The 17089-nt window shown below is 65.7% G+C and carries 19 protein-coding genes; 14 read left to right on the top strand and 5 right to left on the bottom strand.

All coding sequences use genetic code 11. The features are described from left to right. A complete protein-coding gene (locus QZ753_RS07840) occupies nucleotides 1-669 on the top strand; it encodes a substrate binding domain-containing protein (RefSeq protein ID WP_294642536.1) in 669 nt (222 codons plus the stop codon). Between the two features lie 12 nt (nucleotides 670-681). Here QZ753_RS07840 and QZ753_RS07845 read toward each other — a convergent pair whose 3' ends face one another. Together QZ753_RS07845 and QZ753_RS07850 are read right to left on the bottom strand one after the other, a co-directional pair. Then, nucleotides 682-1071 carry a hypothetical protein gene (locus tag QZ753_RS07845; RefSeq protein WP_294642538.1) on the bottom strand — a complete coding sequence of 130 codons (390 nt, stop codon included), beginning with the start codon at nucleotides 1069-1071 and terminating at the stop codon, nucleotides 682-684. Between the two features lie 160 nt (nucleotides 1072-1231). Next, nucleotides 1232-2122 carry an AraC family transcriptional regulator gene (locus QZ753_RS07850; RefSeq protein ID WP_294642540.1) on the bottom strand — a complete coding sequence of 297 codons (891 nt, stop codon included), beginning with the start codon at nucleotides 2120-2122 and terminating at the stop codon, nucleotides 1232-1234. Between the two features lie 97 nt (nucleotides 2123-2219). On the opposite strand from QZ753_RS07850, the gene QZ753_RS07855 reads away from it, so the two are divergent. Beyond that, a complete protein-coding gene (locus QZ753_RS07855) occupies nucleotides 2220-2957 on the top strand; it encodes an SDR family oxidoreductase (protein ID WP_294642542.1) in 738 nt (245 codons plus the stop codon). Nucleotides 2958-3103: 146 nt separating this feature from the next. Here QZ753_RS07855 and QZ753_RS07860 read toward each other — a convergent pair whose 3' ends face one another. After that, nucleotides 3104-4429, bottom strand: a complete 1326-nt coding sequence (locus QZ753_RS07860) for a PLP-dependent aminotransferase family protein (RefSeq protein WP_294642544.1) — start codon at nucleotides 4427-4429, stop codon at nucleotides 3104-3106. Between the two features lie 100 nt (nucleotides 4430-4529). Between QZ753_RS07860 and QZ753_RS07865 the strand changes: the two genes are divergently transcribed. The 8 genes from QZ753_RS07865 (at nucleotide 4530) to QZ753_RS07900 (ending at nucleotide 12747) form a co-directional block, all read left to right on the top strand. Next, on the top strand, nucleotides 4530-5513 hold the full coding sequence (locus QZ753_RS07865) for a nitrate ABC transporter substrate-binding protein (protein ID WP_294642546.1): 984 nt from the start codon (nucleotides 4530-4532) through the stop codon (nucleotides 5511-5513). 78 nt (nucleotides 5514-5591) lie between these two features. After that, on the top strand, nucleotides 5592-6482 hold the full coding sequence (locus QZ753_RS07870) for an ABC transporter substrate-binding protein (protein ID WP_294642548.1): 891 nt from the start codon (nucleotides 5592-5594) through the stop codon (nucleotides 6480-6482). Next, a complete protein-coding gene (locus QZ753_RS07875) occupies nucleotides 6479-7420 on the top strand; it encodes an amino acid ABC transporter permease (RefSeq protein WP_294642549.1) in 942 nt (313 codons plus the stop codon). Before QZ753_RS07870 ends, QZ753_RS07875 begins: the two co-directional genes overlap by 4 nt. Then, nucleotides 7417-8202 carry an amino acid ABC transporter ATP-binding protein gene (locus QZ753_RS07880; RefSeq protein ID WP_294642552.1) on the top strand — a complete coding sequence of 262 codons (786 nt, stop codon included), beginning with the start codon at nucleotides 7417-7419 and terminating at the stop codon, nucleotides 8200-8202. Before QZ753_RS07875 ends, QZ753_RS07880 begins: the two co-directional genes overlap by 4 nt. A 49-nt stretch (nucleotides 8203-8251) precedes the next feature. Then, complete coding sequence (locus QZ753_RS07885; RefSeq protein WP_294642554.1) at nucleotides 8252-9430, top strand: M20 aminoacylase family protein; 1179 nt, start codon at nucleotides 8252-8254, stop codon at nucleotides 9428-9430. Between the two features lie 440 nt (nucleotides 9431-9870). Further along, nucleotides 9871-10845, top strand: a complete 975-nt coding sequence (locus QZ753_RS07890; RefSeq protein ID WP_294642556.1) for a DMT family transporter — start codon at nucleotides 9871-9873, stop codon at nucleotides 10843-10845. Nucleotides 10846-11020: 175 nt separating this feature from the next. Beyond that, the gene (locus QZ753_RS07895; RefSeq protein ID WP_294642558.1) at nucleotides 11021-11794 is read left to right on the top strand and encodes an AraC family transcriptional regulator; all 774 of its coding nucleotides are present in this window, start codon (nucleotides 11021-11023) and stop codon (nucleotides 11792-11794) included. Between the two features lie 59 nt (nucleotides 11795-11853). Then, nucleotides 11854-12747, top strand: a complete 894-nt coding sequence (locus QZ753_RS07900) for a DMT family transporter (protein WP_294642561.1) — start codon at nucleotides 11854-11856, stop codon at nucleotides 12745-12747. 249 nt (nucleotides 12748-12996) lie between these two features. Here the strand turns inward: QZ753_RS07900 and QZ753_RS07905 are convergent, their stop codons facing one another. Then, nucleotides 12997-13287 (bottom strand): diguanylate cyclase, encoded by a 291-nt coding sequence (locus QZ753_RS07905; protein WP_294642563.1) that lies wholly within the window; start codon nucleotides 13285-13287, stop codon nucleotides 12997-12999. Continuing rightward, a complete protein-coding gene (locus tag QZ753_RS07910) occupies nucleotides 13275-13775 on the bottom strand; it encodes a diguanylate cyclase (RefSeq protein WP_294642566.1) in 501 nt (166 codons plus the stop codon). Before QZ753_RS07910 ends, QZ753_RS07905 begins: the two co-directional genes overlap by 13 nt. 72 nt (nucleotides 13776-13847) lie before the next feature. Between QZ753_RS07910 and QZ753_RS07915 the strand changes: the two genes are divergently transcribed. From QZ753_RS07915 to QZ753_RS07930, 4 genes are all read left to right on the top strand, one after another. Next, nucleotides 13848-14363 carry a hypothetical protein gene (locus QZ753_RS07915; RefSeq protein ID WP_294642568.1) on the top strand — a complete coding sequence of 172 codons (516 nt, stop codon included), beginning with the start codon at nucleotides 13848-13850 and terminating at the stop codon, nucleotides 14361-14363. Between the two features lie 150 nt (nucleotides 14364-14513). Next, complete coding sequence (locus QZ753_RS07920; protein ID WP_294642570.1) at nucleotides 14514-15311, top strand: TIGR04255 family protein; 798 nt, start codon at nucleotides 14514-14516, stop codon at nucleotides 15309-15311. 2 nt (nucleotides 15312-15313) lie between these two features. Then, nucleotides 15314-16069, top strand: coding sequence for a helix-turn-helix domain-containing protein (locus QZ753_RS07925; RefSeq protein WP_294642572.1), 756 nt, complete (start codon nucleotides 15314-15316; stop codon nucleotides 16067-16069). Between the two features lie 5 nt (nucleotides 16070-16074). Further along, nucleotides 16075-16896, top strand: a complete 822-nt coding sequence (locus QZ753_RS07930) for a hypothetical protein (protein ID WP_294642574.1) — start codon at nucleotides 16075-16077, stop codon at nucleotides 16894-16896. Nucleotides 16897-17089 lie beyond the last annotated feature (193 nt).

The following is a 17089-nucleotide window of genomic DNA, read 5'->3' on the forward strand; positions in this document are numbered from 1 at the left end:
GTGCTTGAGCATTCGGGAGGGCGGACCGGCGGCACGGTGCGCCTGACCGCTCCCGTCGCCTTCATGCGCCACTGTCTGATTCCGTTGCTGCCGACGCTGCGCGGCCTGCACCCGGACATCCGCTTCGACCTGCGCGCGAGCAACGAACTGCTCGACCTTGCCGAGCACGGTGTCGACCTGGCCATCCGCACTGGGCCGCTCGCCAGCGTGCCGGGTCACGTCCAGACCCTTTGGTTCACCTGTCCCTGGGTGGTCTGCGCAGCGCCGACCTATCTGGAAGGCCGCGCCATGCTACGCGAACCGGCGGGCCTTGCGGAACACGACCTCATCGGCTTTCGTGCGAGCGAGGATGGCCTGGTGAGAGCCTGGACCTTTCGCGACCCCGAGAGGGCGGCCCGCGTTCGTACGGTGCCCGATCCGACCGCGGTCTTCGACGACGGCGAGACAGGCTGGCGAGCCGCGCTCGACGGGCTCGGGATCGCGCGTGCCCCCTTGTTCCTCGCGGCCGAAGCGTTGCGCGAGGGGCGCATGGTGGAACTCCTTCGACCCTGGCGTGACGACGACATGTCTGTCTCGATCCTGCGGCGGGAGACGCGGTTGACGCCTGCGCGGGTGGACAGCCTGATCGCCTTCCTCCGACGCCATCCGCCTCCGATGCGGATCGACTGACGCACGTGCTCCTCAGTCGGTCCGCGGCATTTCGGTCTGCGCGATCAGCCGCCACTCCTCGACCGCCGACAGGCGGTGCGGGAGCGCCTCGTCGCGATAGCGGTCGCTCTCCACGATGGCGCGGAAGGCCGCGAGCGACGGATAGCGCACGATCAGCACTGCGTCCCAGGCCTCGGCCTCGGGCGCCGCCACGAACCCCGCGACATCTCCCATCCAGATCGGGCGGATCCCCTCGATGCGCATGTCCGAAAGGATCGCGCGGAAGGCGCCGACATAGTCTTCGAAATAGGGTATCCGGCCGCCGGGCCGAAAGCGGAGCAGGTTGAGCATGGAAACCGGCATGTCTGCCGGAATGCGTTCGGCGAGCGCGTCGAGCGTGGCGGATCGGATCGGGTGGTTCATGGTCGGCCTCCGTTGATCCGGGAACCGTGCGCGAACGCGGCGGCCGACGGTAGGCGTTCGCGCGGCATCACAGAGTTTTCGGATCGACCGCATCGACGGCGGGAAAGGGTGCGGCCCGGGACGAGGGGCGCGCGCCGGCGTCGCCGATCGCACCCGCTCCTCAGTCGGCCTCGCGCGGCGTGCGTCCCATGGTTCGCTTGTAGGCCTGCGTGAAGGCGCTCTGGGACTCGTAACCGACGGCTGCCGCAACGGTGGCGACGCTCGACCCCGATGACAGCTTGCGCCGGGCGAGGACCATCCGCCAGAGCGTGAGGTAGTCCATCGGCGGTCGACCGACGCGCTGCGTGAAGCGCTGGGTGAAGGCGGAGCGGGACATGCCGATCTCGCGCGCCAGCATCGGTGCCGTCCAGCGGCGGGAGACATCGCCATGCATGAGGCCGATCGCCTTGGCCAGGCGTGGGTCGGAGAGCGCCGAGATCCAGCCGACGGCATTTCCGGCACCTGCCGCGACAAAGGCGCGAACGGCCTCGACGACGAGGATTTCCGCCAGCCGCTCCGCGACGAGCGAGCTGCCGACATCTGCGGTCCGGATCTCGGCCTGAAGCGACGTCAGGGTCCTTGCGATGGCCGCGGCGGCCGGCGCCGTCGGGTCGATGCGGAGAAACCGGGGCAGGGCGTCGAGAACGAAGGGGGCGCAGCCGCTCGCGAAGGCGCTGCCGCCTCCCACCATGGCCGTGTCGCGGCCATCGCCGAGACGAACGGCATCGTGACCGGGAGCCGCGTAGAGCTCCATGCCGTCGATCGGCTCGATGTGGGGATCGCTCGCCACCGAATACCGCGTGTCGCTGAGGAGGATGACGTCGCCTTCGACCATCGGTTCCGGCGCGCTGTCCGGGAGGACGAGCCAGCATCGTCCCCTCGTCACCGCGACGAACTTCAGTCGCGCCCGACCGTCGAAGGACAGCGCCCAGTCGCCGGAGGCTTCGAGGCTCGTGCCCCGGACGCTTCGTGTGCCCAGAAGCGAGACGATATCGGAGAAGGGATCGAGCATCGGTTCGGCGGATCGCGACAAGAATTTAGTCAATTGAACATAGAGACGCCTGCCACGTGGGCCTAGTCTGCAACCCTGACAATCTAGGAACCCCTGCATGACCATCGAAAACAAGATCATCGCCCTTACCGGAGCGGGACGCGGTATCGGTCGCGCCACGGCGCTGCATCTCGCTGCGCGCGGAGCCCACTTGGTTCTCGGGGCCCGCAGCGAGGCCGAGATCGCCGCTGTCGCCGGCGAGATCGAGGATGCCGGCGGGAACGCCGTCTATCGGACCGTCGACGTCGCTCGCCGCGCGGAACTCGAAGCTCTCGTCGCGCTCGCCCAGGATCGGTTCGGCCGCCTGGATGTGATCGTCAACAATGCCGGGATCGGCCCCATCTCGCGTTTCGATGCGCTGCGCGTCGCGGACTGGGACGCGATGATCGACGTGAACCTGAAGGGCGCGCTCTACGGCGTCGCGGCGGCATTGCCCTTGTTCGTCGCGCAGCGAAACGGACATCTGGTGAACGTCGTATCCACCGCTGGTCTCAAGATCGTCCCCACTATGGGCGTCTATGCTGCGACCAAGAACGCCCTACGCACGGCGACCGAGGCGCTGCGCCAGGAGTGCGTGCCCGGTCTGCGGGTGACCGAGGTCTCTCCCGGCTTCATCGACACCACGTTCGTCGACGCGTCGATCACGGACGCCGGCGTCCGGGAGGAGGTCGGCAGGCGGAAGCGGCAGCTCGCCATCTCGCCGGACGCGATCGCGCGTGCGATCGCCTTCGCGATCGATCAACCGGACGACGTCGAGATCGGCAGCATCGTGGTGCGTCCGACGGCCCAGGACTGACCGACCAGACACGGCGGCGAAGCGGCTCTCGGCCGCGACGGGAAAGGCCTCGAGCGAACGGGTTGGATCGCGAACAAGAGGGCGGGCCTCCCGTTCGGTCTCCTTCGACGATCAGCGGTCTTGGCCCTGCTCGTGGTTATGCCGCGTCATGGTCGAGCCGCAGCTGTCAGCGCCTCGATTACGTCGGCGTGCCGATCCGTGAGACATGCCGTCGAGACACGAACGTACGGCATCGGTCCGACCGAGAACTTCGAACCCGGGTGCACGGCAATCCCGTGGGCGGCCATGGTCACGAGGGCGAAGGCTTCGGACGCGACGGGGACCCAGGCGCACAGGCCGCTGCCGGGCTCGATCTGGAACCCGTTCCGCTTAAGACCGCCGACCAGCGCTTCGCGTCGCTCGCCGTAGATCGCCCGCGCCCGACGGATGAGCGGTGCGGTCTCCTGATCCCGCAGAAGCCACGCAACGGCGCCCTGAAGCAGCCGGCTCGTCCAGCCCGAGCTGAAGGAGCGATAGGACTGGATCTGCTCAACGATCGAGGCCGAGCTCGACAGGACAGCTAGCCGGAGATCGGGACCCAGCGTCTTGGAATAGGAGTGGATGTGGATCACCCGATCGGGAAACCGCGTTCCGAGCGTCCGCGGAGCGGAACTCGAAACGTCGCCGAGGCCGTCGTCCTCGATGATCAACGCGGCGCTTCCTTCCAGCACGTCAGCCAACGCCGAAAGCCTTGTGTCGCCAACCGTCCGTCCGGTGACCGAGTGGAGGCTGGGTTGGAACAGAAAGGCGGCGGGCTTGTGAGCCATGGCCTTCGCTAGCGAGGCCGGAACTGGTCCTTCCGCGTCGCAGTCAACCGGCAGGATGTCGACGCCCAGATCCTCGAGGATGTCGAGCAGGCGCATGGCGGTCGGATCCTCGATCGCGACGCTCGACCCCGGCCGCACCAGCGCATGCAACAGCGTGTAGACCGCGTTGTAGCCACCGTTCGTGACGAGGAAGGCGCCGGGATCGTAGGGCCAGGTCCGGCGAACGGCATCCTCGAGTTCGGGAAGGATACGGCTGCGCTCGTAACTGTTGAGATTCTGTGCCCGGGCTCCGTGCTCGAGCGCCGGTCCGAGCGGCGGGAGAAGGGCGACGTCAGGGCTGGCCAGGGAAAGATCGAGAACGTCGCGGCCGTAATGGCCGACGCTCGCGAGGCGCTCCGGCTTGGCGACGAAGCTGTTGCCGCTGACGAAGGTCCCGTTGCGACCGCGGCCGGTGATGACCTTCTGGCGGCGCAGATCGCTCCACGCTTCGGAGATTGTGGCGGGACTGACGCCGAGGACGAAAGCGAGTTCGCGGATTGGGGGAAGCTTCGTTCCAATTGGCAGCGTGCCGACGCGAATGAGCGACCGGGTCTCCTGCGCGATACCTTTGGTCGTTCGGTTGCCGATCTTTTCGGCAAACCAAGAGGCAGATGCCAAGTCGCTCATCAATCCGCCTTGTATTAATGTTCAGGTACTAAATTCGGTTTGAACGCCGTTATCTGAACATTTAGCGTCCGAAGCAAGATCAATTCGGAGCGAGCCGAACATGCCCGTTACCCTTCGTCTGGCCGTCCGAGACTGGGACTACCTGACGCCTCTCGCCCTCGGAGACGTGCGCTCCAGCCGCCTCGACCTGCATGTCGAGCGCGTGGGAACGCTGGTCTCGCATCTCGGACGCGCGCCGGACTACGACGCGGCCGAGATCTCGTTCAGCCGCTATGCGCAGCTGCGTTTCGAGGGCGACGACAGCGTCGTCGGATTGCCGAACTTCGTGATGCGCGGCTTCCGCCACCGCTGCGTCATCACGACCGCGGACAGTCCGCTGCATTCGTTGGCGGATCTCGCTGGACGGCGGATCGGCGTCACGGGCTGGCGCGACTCCGGCAACACATGGACGAGAGCGGCGTTGCGCCGCGAGGGGGTGGGCGTTGAGGACGCGCGGTGGTTCGCCGGGCGCCTGACCGAGGCCCATCCCGTGGTGGACCGGCTCGACGGCTTCGGTCGTCCCGGCCGCATCGAAGCGGCGCCGGGCGAGCGGCCGATGATGGAGCTCCTAGCCGAAGGCGAACTCGACGCCGTGTTCACCCCCTTCATGCCCGACGGCTTTTTCTCTCGCGACTCCGGCTTTCGGCAGGTGGTGACCGATTTCCGGGAGGCGGAACGGCGCTATTTCAAGGATGTCGGATACGTCCCCGGCATGCATCTCCTCGGCGTCAAGGCCGAGGTTCTGGCCGAGCATCCCTGGATCGCGGAGGAGCTCAGCGATCTGGTCGACGAGTCCCAGCGCGTCTGGCTTGCCAAGCGCCGGAAGTACGCGGACACGACGCCCTGGATCATCGATGAGCTTGGCCGCGTATCGCGCGACCTTCCGGCGGACTGGAACCGCAGCGGGCTTGCCGCCAACGAGACGATGATCGCCGATTTCGCCGCCGAGCTTCATGCTCAGGGCATCCTGCCCCGGCTTCTGTCGCCGTCCGAGCTGTTTCCGCTCGGCGATCGCCCCGCCGCGCACGGCATCCAGGCGGCGTAACCGCTGCCCGACGTCCATCACACCCGACGGCTCGCGGCCCTCAGCGCCATACCCGTCCCGCCAGAAGGAATTTCACGCATGACATGCAAGCTCGCCGCTTCGGCCGCCCTGTTGTCCGTCCTCTGGACCGGACACGCCGTCGCCGAAGGCACCGCCATTCCCAAGCCGGCGGTCAACGAGGAGCTACGGGCGCGCCTCCCGGAAGAGATCCGGCAGGCAGGCCGTATGATCTCCGTCAACAACGGCTCCTTCCCGCCTTACGAGATCGTCACCGGAACCGAGATGACCGGCGCCAGCGCCGATCTGACCGACGCGCTGGGCGCGCTGCTCGGCATCGAGATTGAGCACGCGACGGTGGGCGGACTTCCGGCGCTCCTCGCCGGCGTCAACTCCGGCCGCTACCAGTTCGCCTTCGGTCCGGTCGGCGACTACAAGACCCGCCAGGGCGCCAACGACTTCGTCGATTGGGTTCAGGAATACGTCGTCTTCGGGGTGCAGAAGGGCAATCCCAAGGGCATCGTCTCGCTCGACACCGCCTGCGGACAGCGTATCGCGGTCATGGCGGGCGGCTCGGCGGAACGCGTGATCCAGGCGCAGAGCCGGATCTGCGAAGAGGGCGGCAAGCCCGCGGTCGAGGTGCAGTCCTTCACGGACCAGCCCTCCTCGATCCTTGCGGTCCGCTCGAAGCGTTCGGATGCCTTCTTCTCGTCGCAGGCGCCGCTGACCTACTTCGTGGAACAGGCGAACGGCCAGTTGGAACTGGCTGGCGTCGGCGCTGCCAACGGGTTCGAGGACATCTACCAGGGCGCCGTGGTGCCGAAAGGATCGCCGCTGGGGCCCGTGCTGCTCGACGGCATCAAGGCGCTGATGGCCGACGGGACCTACAAGGCGATCATGACGAAGTGGGGCCTCCAGAACAACATGATCCGCGAGCCCGGGATCAACCTCGGAGGAGACCTGCCCAAATGAGCGTCTCCCCAGCCAAGCCGCCAAGCGATGCCGAACGGGACGTCGCCCGTGCGCATCGCCCGTTTCCCCTGAACCGTGTCGTGCTGTGGGGCGTCGTCGTCGCGATCGGCATCAACGCGCTCTGGGTCGTCGCGCGCAACGAGAACTTCGGCTGGCCCGTGGTCGCGCAGTGGTTCTTCGATCCGACGGTGATGCAGGGCCTCAGCGTCACGCTGTGGCTGACCGTCGTCGCCATGTCGCTCGGCGTGGCGCTCGGACTGGTGCTGGCCGTGATGCGCATGTCGGGCGATCGGCTCGCCTCGGGCCTCGCCGGGCTCTTCATCTGGTTCTTCCGCGGCACGCCGCTGCTCGTCCAGCTCATCTTCTGGTACAATCTGTCGACCCTCTTCCCGACCATCTCGATCGGCATCCCGTTCGGACCGACCTTCGCGAGCTGGGACACGAACGATGTGATCACGCCGATCACGGCCGCGATCGTGGGTCTGGCGCTGAACGAGGCGGCCTACATGGCCGAGATCATCCGCGGCGGCCTCCTGTCGGTGGACAAGGGGCAGGCCGAGACAGCCGCAGCATTCGGCATGACCAAGGGCCGGGCATTGCGCCGGATCATCATCCCCCAGGCCATGCGCTCCATCGTGCCGCCCACCGGCAACCAGCTCATCAGCATGATCAAGGCGACCTCGCTCGTCAGCGTGATCGCGATGGCCGATCTCCTGTATTCCGTGCAGTCGATCTACAACCGTACCTTCGAGATTGTGCCGATGCTGATGGTCGCGGTGATCTGGTACCTTTTCATCACCTCGATCCTCAATGTCGGCCAAGGCTACATTGAGCGCTACTACGCTCGTGGCGTACGGCGCTCGGCTCCTGCCGCCGCTGCACCCACTGCGGTGGCCTCGGTCGATCCCACATTCGCCACCGCGGAGGCCGGCCGATGAGCGCGCTGCTGCAGACGTCCCACGAGCCGGTGGTGCGGACCCGCAATGTTCACAAGGCCTTCGACCGGCTCGAAGTGCTGCGCGGCATCGACCTCGACATCGCGCCCGGCGAGACGGTCGTCATCCTTGGCCCCTCCGGATCGGGCAAGTCGACCTTCCTGCGCTGCATCAACCATCTGGAAGCCATTGACCGGGGATCGATCGAGGTCGACGGCGAGCAGATCGGCTACGCCTTTCGCAACGGGCGGCTCGACAAGCTGTCCGAACGCGCCACCACGATCCAGCGCCGCAAGATCGGCATGGTGTTCCAGCAGTTCAATTTGTACCCGCACATGACGGCGATCGAGAACATCGTCGAGGCGCCGATCGGCGTCCATGGCGAGAAGCGGTCCGTCGCTCTGGAGCATGCCCGGCAGCTCTTGGAACGGGTGGGCCTGTCGGCGAAGGCCGACAGCTATCCCGCCCAGCTCTCCGGCGGTCAGCAGCAGCGCGTCGCCATCGCGCGGGCGCTGGCGATCCGGCCACGCCTGATGCTGTTCGACGAACCGACGTCCGCGCTGGACCCCGAACTCGTCGGCGAGGTTCTCGCCACGATGAAGGATCTGGCGGGGCAGGGGATGACGATGATCGTGGTGACTCACGAGATCGGCTTTGCCCGCGAGGCCGCCGACCGGGTCGTGTTCATGGACGGGGGCCATATCGTCGAGGAGGGGCGCCCCGACGACGTTCTCGGCAACCCGCATCATCCCCGCACGCGCGCCTTCCTAAGCCGCTTCATCTGATCGACGCGGCCCGGCCGGCTGCCGGGCGCGCAACTTCTGAAAGCCAGCCATGTCCCGAACCAGCGACTACGCACGCCTTGAGGATTTCGAGGCCGCCCGCGAGACTCTGACGGCGACGCGTCGTCACCTGCACGCCCATCCCGAGCTGTCGCAGGAAGAGGCGCAGACCGCGGCCTTCGTGGCCGACAAGCTCGAGGGCTGGGGTTACGAGGTGACGCGGGGTGTCGGGGGGCACGGCGTCGTCGCACGGCTCGTCAACGGATCGGGAGGCCGAAGCGTCGCGATCCGGGCCGACATGGACGCGCTGCCGATCACGGAGGCGACCGGTCTCTCCTATGCGAGCCTGTCCCCGGGAAAGATGCATGCCTGTGGCCATGACGGGCACACCACGATGCTCCTTGGGGCCGCCGAACATCTCGCTCGCACCCGGCGCTTCTCGGGAACGCTCAACCTCGTGTTCCAGCCGGCCGAGGAAGGCGGCGCGCCGAGCGGCGCACAGGCGATGATCGCCGACGGATTGTTCGAGCGCTTCCCCTGCGACGCGATCTTTGGTCTGCACAACCATCCCGGCGCGCCCGAAGGCCACATCCTCCTGCGCTCCGGCCCGATCATGGCAGCGGGCGATACCGTGGCGATCACCGTCCATGGCAAGGGCGGACACGCTTCGCGACCGCATCTGGCGATCGATCCCGTGATGGTGGCCTGCTCGCTCGTGATGGCGCTCCAGACCGTGGTGTCGCGCAGCATCGACCCAACGCAGACCGCCGTGGTGACGGTCGGTGCCATCCATGCCGGCGAGGCGAGCAACGTCATTCCCGACAGCGCGCGCATGCTGTTAAGCGTCCGCTCCTTCGATCCCGCCATTCGCGCCCTTCTCGAAGCCCGGATCCGGCAACTCGCGACTTCCCACGTCGCGGGCTATGGCGCGAGCGTCGAGATCGACTATCAGCACGGCTACCCGGTGGTCGTGAACTCGGAGGCCGAGACGGCGTTCGCCCGCGAGGTCGCCGAGGAACTGGTGGGCGTCGAAGCGGTCTCGACCTGTGCGCTCATTCCAGGAAGCGAGGATTTCGCCTACTTCCTCGAAAAGAAGCCGGGTTCCTTTCTTCGCCTTGGTAACGGTTTGAAATCGGCGATGCTGCACAACGCAAAGTACGATTTCGCCGACGCCTCGCTGCCCGTCGGAGCGGCCCTGTGGGCACGTCTGGCAGAACGCTATCTTCAGTAGCCCTCAATTAAGCACGGAAGCGAGGCTGCGCGTTCGTCGAATCCAGCGAACGTAAGGTCCCGTACGACTTTTCACTTGAGCTCTACGGCGACGTCCGCTTTCTGAGACAGCTCAAGACAGACTGCAACGAAGGCGACGGGGCGGTCTGCGGATCGTCCGCTTTCAGACGTTCGCGTCTCTGTCACTGATGGCTGGCTCAGGTCGATAGCGGATGAACCGCTCTCGGATGTCCGCTTGCTAGGTGCCGATTAGCTCGACGGGTGGATAGGCGACGGTCCGGTTTAGATCCGCAAAGGGTGGCAACCGGACAGGCAGGTTTCCGGCGTCGATCGAGGCAAAGCGGACAAACTTGATCGCGGTCGCGTCGTCGAGTTAACGTCCTTGCATCGACCGAGTGGCAACTAGGGTTCCGGACGGCTCCGCCGTCGCTGGACCGAGCGTTGCAGAGACCGCGGGTGTTCTGCGGCTGCACCCAAGGGGCAAAAACCCAGGGGAGGAGACGTCGAGATCAACCGGCGCATGGTGCGCTCAAGGGGGTCTCAGTGACGCTTGCCTCTCTGCTTCTCGTTATCCTTGCATCCTTCATCCACGCGAGCTGGAACCTGCTCGCCAAACGGGCCGCATCGGTCGGCCCGATCTTCGTCTTCGCCTATAATCTCGTCGCCTGCGTCGCATATGCGCCGTGGGTCCTTTACCTGCTCGCGCAGGGCATGATCGTCTGGACCGCGGAAGGCGTCGGCTTCGTCCTTCTCAGCGGCATCATCCATCTCGCTTACAGCCTGTGCCTTCAGCGCGGCTATCAGGTGGCGGATCTGTCTGTGATCTATCCGGTCGCGCGAGGCACCGGACCGATGCTGTCAATGATCGGGGCGATCCTGATCCTTGGCGAAATGCCTACAGGTCTCGGCCTCGCGGGTCTGGTCCTCGTTGTCGCTGGAATCGGCCTGATCGCTACACAGGGCAATTTCGCTGCATTTCAGCGACCGGGCGGTCAGGCTGGCGTGCGATGGGGGACAGCGACCGGGGGCCTCATCGCTTCCTATACGGTGGTCGACGCCTACGCGGTCAAGGCGCTTGGGATCGCTCCCGTCGTCCTCGACTGGTTCTCCAACCTCTTGCGCTTCTTTATGCTCCTGCCGCTGGTCCTAGCGAACCCGAACCGCGCCCTTGAGCGGATGCGCGGCTTCTGGTGGATCGCGATCGGCGTCGGCCTCCTGTCTCCACTCTCCTACATTCTCGTTCTCGCTGCTCTCACGACGGGCGCTCCGCTCAGCCTCGTCGCGCCAATGCGCGAGATGTCGATGATGGTGGGTGCGCTCATGGGAATGTTGATCCTGCGCGAGACTGTCGGTCCTTGGCGTCTCATGGGATGCGCAGTCCTCATCGGAGGCGTTGTCCTGCTATCCGCCAGTTGAATATCAGCTTTCAGACAAAGGGCGGCCTTACCGGATCGTCTGGAAAGGGTGGAAAGGGGACGGTCCAGTTCCGAACAAAAGAGGCTGGAAGAAGTCATCGTTTCTCCGAGTTAGAGCTTTGCTTCACGGCACGTTGCCTATGGCAACGATGCGCAAGCGCATGGTATAAAGGGTGATGTCGGTCACCATCTCCCTTGAACTTAGGCGCTATGAGAGCGAGGTGATTAAGCATAGCCACGCTTTTCATCAGATCGTCTTGCCGTATAAGGGGCGGCTCGACATGGAGCTAAACGGCCAAGCGGGATTGATAACCGGCAGCGTCGGCTCGTTCATCGCCGCTGGATGTGACCACAGCTTCGCGGGCCGGAACGGCAGTGCCTGTATCGTCCTCGATATATCGACGACGTGGACAAGCGACTCGTTTGGCATGGAGACGCTGCCGGCCTTCTTTGTGATCGGTCCGGACATCCGCGGGTTGGTTGACTACGCGGCATTTCAAAATCTTGGCGACACGACGCAGCGGCTTCGAACCGCGTGGTCGGAACTGCTCCTTGCGCGCCTCGCGCAGCAGCGCGTCGTCGTGCCCGGCCCAGCCCAGCAGATGGTCGACCGTGCCGTTGCGTTCATGCGGGATCGATTGGCCCAATCCATCAGAGTCCGCGACGTCGCGCGCGCCGCCGGCACCAGTCCAAGCCGCTTGCACGATGCCTTCGTTCAGCAACTCGGAACGACGCCGCACGCCTATCTGATAGCCCTTAGGCTCGATGCGGCAGAGCGACTGCTCGCCGACCCAAGCCTGTCTATCGCCGAGGTCGCCGTTCGGAGCGGCCACGCCGACCAGAGCGCGCTCGGTAGGGTCATGCGACGCGAGCGCGACGTCACACCTGCCATGCTCCGCTGCCTTCTTCGCAACAGCGCGGGAGAATCGGCACAAACTTCGGGAGAGTGATCCTAGATGCCATCCGACCGGACATGCTGCTGATCCCTAGCTTGAAGAGGGTTCGGTGAATGAGTGTCTGGACAAAGCATGGAGCGACGGCGATCGGGCTGGTCGCGATCGGGTTCTGGGCTGGGCTTGCCTTGGCGACCGTAGCGGCGAACGGGATTCCACCGTTCGAGCTGTTGGCCCTATCGTTCGGTGTCGCCTTCGCCAGCGGCATGGGCGTGCTCGGACTGCGAGGACGAGAGGCGTTGGCTCGGTTGCGGCAACCGATCGCGCCCTGGGCGACCGCCTTCGTCGCGATCTTCCTCTACCACGCTCTTTACTTCTTCGCGTTGGCAACGGTGCCCGCAGCCCGGGCGAGTCTGATTGCCTATCTCTGGCCGTTGTTGATTGTGCTGTTTGCAGCATGGATGCCTGGAGGCCAGCGACTGAGGCTGCATCATCTGAGCGGCGCGGCCTTGGGTTTTCTTGGTGTGGCGGTCCTCTTCGTCGGACGGCAGGACACCGCCGCAACAGCTACGAGCCAGTTGGGCTATCTCGCCGCTCTCGGCTGTGCGGGAATCTGGGCGGGCTATTCGGTGGCTAACCGACGGTTCGCAGATATACCGAGCGACATGTTGATCGGCATCTGCGGTGCAGTCATGCTTGCCGGAACGACGGTGCACCTGATGACGGAAACGACCGTCATGCCGGGCGGGCAGCAGTGGTTGGCGATTCTGTTCCTTGGCATAGGCCCAACCGGTCTTGCCTTTCTCGCTTGGGACCATGCGACGAAGCACGGCGACATCTCGCTTCTGGCGCCGATGTCCTACCTAGCCCCGCTCGTATCGACGCTCCTGCTCGTCCTCACCGGACAGGCGCCAGCCACCTTGGCCATGGGCCTTTCCGCAGTCCTGATCGTTGGAGGCGCGGTTCTGGCAGGACGCGGCGGACAACACCGAACACGTAAAGCGCAGTGACGGCTTAAGCTTCGAAGCAGAAAACAAGGGAATGCGGCTCTGGCGCATCTTCGATCAGGAACTTCGACGTGAAGGACAACGTCAGATCGCACACGAACCTAAGGCCGCCACATTGGGCTTCAGGCGTTCTGCTACATTCCCTGTGCCGACACGAGCCCAATTCGAACTGGCGGCAGAGATCGACCCGCGTTGACTGAACGTCCGCTTCCGGATGCAAATTGAAGCGAAGTGAACGCCCTAGAAGGGTCGTCAAGCGACGTCCTGTATCCGGGACGCCGAACGAAATGTTGTGATGTTGGTCAGCTTATGGAGTGTCTTGACGGCGTACATCTCGGCATCTGCGGCTGCCAAGATCTGGTAGGCATCGTCCCCTGGGCGCCAGATAGCACCGCCGGCGCTGAGGCCAAGCGGCTTGTCGAGATTGGAAACGTAAAGACCGTTCTCGACGAGTACGCGAAGCCGGTCCAGCCGACGATCAAGGTCGATGCGCGTCGGTTCCAGAAGGAGAATGTAGAACTCGTCGCCTCCTACTCGGGCCACATCCTCGCCATTCCGCAGGAAGCTCGTCGCGTCTGACCGACAGATCGGATGGCCTCATCGCCTGCCCGGTGGCCGAACGCATCGTTGATGCCCTTGAGGTCATCAAGATCCACCACCACCATCGAGAACGCTTCGCCACTGTAGACCGCCCGATCGCAGTTCGTTGTCACGGCCCGGTCGAAGCGGCGACGGTTCAGAAGACCCGTCAGGGGATTCTCGAACGCGGCCTGCTGCATCTCGACCTGCAGCCGCTTGGCGGCGGTGATGTTCTGCGAGATCGACATGATGCGCCACACGGCACCGGTGACGGGGTCGAGACAGGGTGACAGCGTTGTCCGAAACCACTGCCGACCATTCGCCAGGTCGGCGAACTCCTCGAATTGATGGGCTCGGCGCGTACGAAGACAGGTGGCGTAGCGATCCTGTAGAACGCCTGCCATGCGCTCGCTGATCCGAGGGTCGAGCCGCTGGTCGAGATCGTCCTTCACAACGCCCGCTCGCACGGGCTGGCGCAGCGCTTTCCCGTCTACCTCGGAGAGGCCCAGGAGGTTGTCCGGCCTGTGAGGGCGCAATGTCTGTCGATCGACGCCCTGTGTGCTGCCGAGCGCCTGCCCGCCGTCGACGCGGTGATCCTGCTCAGGGCCCTCGGGGTGATCGCTGAATCGGTGCCGGCAGGCGAGGTATGCATCCCTCCGGGACCGGCGGACGGCATCATGCGGAAGGTCCTGACGTCCTTCCTCGTCCCCGGCGGCGAATCGTCATGGGCACCATCCGACCTGGTCGCGTTGCGCGACGCCATCCTGCTGACACCCAGCCTTCGCGGGCCGCGACAGGCTCCGTCGGTCGGAGTATGCGACGTCGACACGGCCGCGCTCGACGCCGTGGAGGACCTGCGTGGCTTGGTGCCGGTGCCCGAGCCTGGCCGCATCACCCTGCCGTTGCGGCGTGTTCCGACGCGCATCCGGTGCGCCGTGATCCGAAGTGTTCTTGAGGGGCATCTGAAGCCCGTTAGGATGGGGCCGCGTCCGAACGGCAACTTGCTGGACCTATGCGTGGCGTTCGACGGATTACCTTGAGATTCAGTTGGTGACGACGATACGGGCGCGGGCGGTGAAGGACCGAACCTGTCCGGCCCCCGCTCACGCCGCATAAACCCTATCGACATAAGCTGCTTCACACCCTACTTCACAGGATGCTAGGCTTGTCGCGAAGTTGGGGAGCCGACGATGGAAGATCGCAAGGAGCCGTTTTACGGAAAGGTGCCGTCGGAGGTGCCGTTGAAGGACGCACCGCTGGTGCGTGTCATCTCGCAGCTCGGCTTCGAGGAGATCCTGTCCGTCGCCGACCGGAACTTCATCGCCCCCTTCCAAGAACGCATCCGTTCGACATACCGCAGCCTGCGCCCGGAGCAGGTCGCCGTCGTTACCCTCGGGCTGGCCGGCCAGACCATGCGGCAGGAGACTGTCTGGCGGTTCTACGACGCCGAAGAGGTCTGGCGCGTCAGCCTCGCGACGAACTTCGTCTCGCTGGAGACGCGCGTCTACACGAACCGCAAGGACTTCGTGCGCCGCATCGGCGAGATCGCCGAGGCCGCCGACGAGTGCCTGAAGGTCGGCGGTTTCGACAGGGTCGGTGTCCGGTACGTCGATCTCGTGCGCGGCGAGCACCTGCCCCGCCTGGGCGAGCTGGTCGATCCCGCCTTCCTGGGCGTGTACGGCAAGGGCGGCGACATGGCCGCGGTCCAGCACCAGTTCAGTGAGATGGTCGCGTCCGTGGAGGAGGGGCAGATGTCCGCCCGCTGGGGCATGCTCCCGGCCAACGCCACGTACGACGTCAACGTGCTCGCCCCGATCGGCGAACCTTCGTGGTTCCTCGACGTCGACGTCTACGCCGACAATGCCACGTTGCCGAAGCCGGTGCCGGGGAACGAAGTGTCCGACCTGGCGTATGCTCTTGCGACTCGCGCCTACAGCGTCTTCAAGTGGGCGACGACCGAGCATTTCGCCAAAGCCTACGGAGGTTGACCGTGTTCGCCCCAAACATCGAGATCATGCCGCCGACGGACGTTGCCGCGCATGTCTGGACGGCGGACAAGGAGAACTCCCTTCCGCTCGACGGCTGGCTGAGGCTGGACGGTGCCGCACGCGCGTTGATCGTCGGCCGCTACGGAATGGGCACGTCCACGTCGCCGGCACCTTTGCCCGACGGCATCGTGCTCGTCAGCTACACGTCCTCGCGCGGGCTGCCCGTCTCCCCGGGGCACGTCGCGCGGACTGCGGACTCGGCGGGCGAGAACGCCGTCGCCGTCGCGGAACCCGCCTTCGGCGAGATCGGCGAGATACGCACGCTGTCAGGCCTGACCTTCGACCAGCTCGCCACGGTCATGGGCGTCCAGCGGCGCTCGATCCACAACTGGATGGCCGGCGGCAACGTCAGGCCGTCACACCGCGAGCGGCTCGGCCGCGTGCTCGCCGTCCTCCGGCACGTCGATCGCGGTTCGGCGCGCGAGAACGCGAACCTCCTGCTGGCGCCCGTCGCCGCCGGCGCGACGGGCCTCGACATGCTCCGCGACGGACGCTTCGAGGAGCTGGCGCAGGCGGCCGGCAAGGGGGCAGGCCGGTCCGAGCCGCTGCGCATCGACCGCTCCCGAACGCCGCTTCGTGGCGAGGAGCCGGGTGGTTGGCTCGAAGCCGTCGTGCGTGCCTCTTCCAGTGAACCTGCCGGCGACGCTACCCTCGTCCGCGGGCGCGAGACGAGGCGGGTGCCCTTCCCGAAGAGGTGACGGGCATGGCAGACGGCATGGTCGAGGTAGCGGAGGCGGAAGACGACCGCGACCCGCTCGAGAGCTGGCGGCAGGGCGACTACACGCTTGGGGTCCGCGACTTCCCGACCATCGTCCTTGCGGCGGACGGAAGCCCCGACCTCCTGTTCCGCGAGGTCGTCGGCGTCGCCGTCGTCACCCAGACGTGCGACATCGTCAACGCCGGGGAGGGCAAGGATAGCGTCATCGCCGCTCCCCTCGTGCAGGCGTCGGAGAAGTTGCTGAAGGAGGCGGCGGCCGGACGGTCGCCCGTTTGCGCCGTCCTCGACAACCCGCCCACGCCGGACGTGGTCGTTGACCTCGGTCGGATGATGGCGGTCGAGAAGGCCGTCGTCCGGACCTGGGAGCGGCTAGAGGGGTTTGGGACCGACGAGGGGAGGGCCGGGTTCGGAAGCGCTCTCGAGCGCAAGCACGGCCGCTTCGCGTACCCCGACCCCTTCGTGCGCGCAATCTCGAAGTGGCGGAGTCGGATCCTGTCGAAGCACGACAAGGATTCGGAGACCGGGCGCGTCTACCGCTCGGTCAGGATGCTCCGCGTCGCCGCGTACCCGCATTGGGAGGCGGAAGCAGTCCGGGTGCTGCTTTACGTCGTCCTGGAGGACGGCGACCTCCCGGCCAACGACAAGGAGATGGGCGCAGAGCTGAAGGCGCAGCTCGACGCGATCGTCTTACCGGAGAGGTACTCTTGGGCCGAGGGGCGGTTCAGGATCGGCACACTCGACCAGCTCACGGCGCGGGACCTTCATGAGAGCCAAGTGCTCGACGTGAACTTCCTCAGCGGGATCTGACCCGGCCGCGTCCCCTGAGGCGTCCGACCTCCGCCGCTAGGCCGTCCGGGCGTCGCTCGGAACCCACAGGTTTCGGCCACCCGTAAGGATTGCGTTCCTTCCCGGCAGGAAGAACAATAACGTAAAGCATCCTTTCGGGGGAACAGGGTGAAGGATTCGATAGGACAGGGGCGGCGTGCCGCGGCCGTCGGCG

This window comes from uncultured Aureimonas sp. (assembly GCF_913775355.1).
In the GTDB taxonomy this organism is placed as follows: domain Bacteria; phylum Pseudomonadota; class Alphaproteobacteria; order Rhizobiales; family Rhizobiaceae; genus Aureimonas.